Below are 2,133 nucleotides of genomic sequence, written 5' to 3'. Positions count from 1 at the left end.
GGCGGCGACTCCGCGCTGGGTGGTGACGACTACGACGCGGCGCTCGCGCAGTGGGTGCTGGAGCAGAACGGCGCGCAGGCGCTGACGGCCGAGGACAAGGCCGCCGTGCGCCTGGCCGCACGCCGCTGCAAGGAAGCGCTGACGGACGCCGCGAGCGCGACGTTCCGCGCCGAACTGGGCGCTGGCGTGGTCGAGCGCGAAGTCACGCGCGCCGAGTTCGACGCCGCGACCCAGGCATTCACGGCCCGCTCGCTGGCCGCGGTGCGCCGCGCGCTGCGCGATGCCGATCTCGCCAAGGACGAAGTCCAGGGCGTGGTCATGGTCGGCGGCTCGACGCGCATGCCCCAGGTGCAGGCAGCCGTGGGTGACTTCTTCGGCCAGACACCGCTCACCAACCTGAACCCCGACGAAGTCGTGGCGCTGGGCGCGGCCATCCAGGCCAACCAGCTGGCCGGCAACAGCTCGGCGGGCGATCTGCTGCTGCTCGACGTGATTCCGCTGTCGCTGGGCGTGGAGACCATGGGCGGCCTGGTCGAGCGCATCGTCGCACGCAACGAAACCATTCCCACGGCGCGCGCCCAGGACTTCACGACCTATGTCGACGGCCAGACCGCGCTCGCGATCCACGTGGTGCAGGGCGAGCGCGACCTGGTCGCCGACTGCCGCAGCTTGGCGCGCTTCGAGCTGCGCGGCATTCCGCCGATGGCCGCGGGCGCGGCGCGCATCCGCGTGACGTTCACCGTCGATGCCGACGGCCTGCTGTCCGTGGGCGCGAAGGAGCAGCTCAGCGGCGTCGAGGCGCATATCGACGTCAAGCCGTCGTATGGCCTGTCGGACGAGCAGATCGCGCGCATGTTGCAGGACGGCTTTGCCACGGCGGCCGAGGACATGCAGGCGCGCGCGCTGGTCGAGGCGCGTGTCGACGCCGACCGCATGCTGATCGCCACGCAAAGCGCGCTTGACGCCGACGGCGACCTGCTGACGGCGCCCGAGCGGGCCGCGGTCGATGCGCTGATGGCGGCGCTGCGCGAGCAGCAAGCCTCCGCCGACCCGGCCGTGGTCGAAGCCGCGACCCAGGCTCTGGCCAAGGGCACCGAAGCTTTCGCGGCCCAGCGCATGAACCGCGGCATCGTCCAGGCCCTGGCGGGCAAGAACGTACACAGCATTTCCTGATTCCGATAGAAGAGAACCCATGCCTGTCATCAAAATACTGCCCCACGCCGAATACTGCCCTCAGGGCGCCGAGCTGCAAGCGCCGGCCGGCACGTCGATCTGCGAAGCCCTGCTGGACAATGACATCAAGATCGAGCACGCCTGCGACATGAGCTGCGCCTGCACGACCTGCCACGTGATCGTGCGCGCGGGTTTCAACTCGCTCAACGCCGCCGAGGAAGAGGAAGAAGACCTGCTGGACCGCGCCTGGGGTCTTGAGCCGCTGTCGCGCCTGAGCTGCCAGGCTATCCTGGCCCAGGAAGACGTGACGGTGGAAATTCCCAAGTACTCGATCAACCACGCCAAGGAAAACCACTGAGATGTCGCGCCAGATTGTCCTTGATACCGAAACCACGGGCCTGTCCGCCGAAAACGGCGACCGGATCATCGAGCTCGGTTGCGTGGAGCTGCTCAACCGCAAGCTCACCGGCAACAACCTGCACATGTACTTCAACGCGGGCCGCGACAGCCACGAAGACGCATTGCGGGTGCACGGCATCACCACCGAGTTCCTCAAGGACAAACCGCGCTTCGAACAGCAGGTCGACCAGATCCTCGAATACCTGCAGGGCGCCGAGATCATCATCCACAACGCGCCGTTCGACGTCGGCTTCCTGAACAAGGAACTGCAGCGCACGGGCAAGCCGCCGCTCAAGAGCTGGGTCGAAGGCGTGATCGACACCCTGGCGATGGCCAAGGAGCGCTATCCGGGCAAGCGCAACTCGCTCGATTCGCTCTGCGATCGCCTGGGCGTGGACAACTCCGGCCGCACGCTGCACGGCGCGCTGCTGGACGCCGAACTGCTCGCCGACGTCTACATCAACCTCACGCGCGGCCAGGACGCGTTGCTGATCAGCGACGAGGCGCAGGAAGACGCCTCGGGCCTGCCCATCGTCGCCCTCGATCTGCGCAGCATCACCT

3 protein-coding genes are annotated in these 2,133 nt (G+C 67.7%); all 3 read left to right on the top strand.

Annotated elements, in window-relative coordinates:
• The coding region (locus D3H34_RS31925; RefSeq protein ID WP_147400555.1) for an Hsp70 family protein at positions 1-1,173 on the top strand (1,173 nt) is incomplete at its 5' end.
• Between the two features lie 19 nt (positions 1,174-1,192).
• Positions 1,193-1,531 carry an ISC system 2Fe-2S type ferredoxin gene (gene fdx / locus D3H34_RS31920; RefSeq protein WP_119558794.1) on the top strand — a complete coding sequence of 113 codons (339 nt, stop codon included), beginning with the start codon at positions 1,193-1,195 and terminating at the stop codon, positions 1,529-1,531.
• A 1-nt stretch (position 1,532) separates the two neighbouring features.
• Positions 1,533-2,133: DNA polymerase III subunit epsilon (gene dnaQ, locus D3H34_RS31915; protein ID WP_119558793.1), on the top strand; the 601-nt coding region annotated here is incomplete at its 3' end.

The organism is Acidovorax cavernicola (assembly GCF_003581445.1).
This window is presented reverse-complemented; position numbering and strand designations above follow the sequence as displayed.

Coding starts and splice junctions, on each gene's coding strand:
- fdx (WP_119558794.1), top strand. CDS start 1,193: ATGCCTGTCATCAAAATACTGCCCCACGCCGAATACTGCCCTCAGGGC.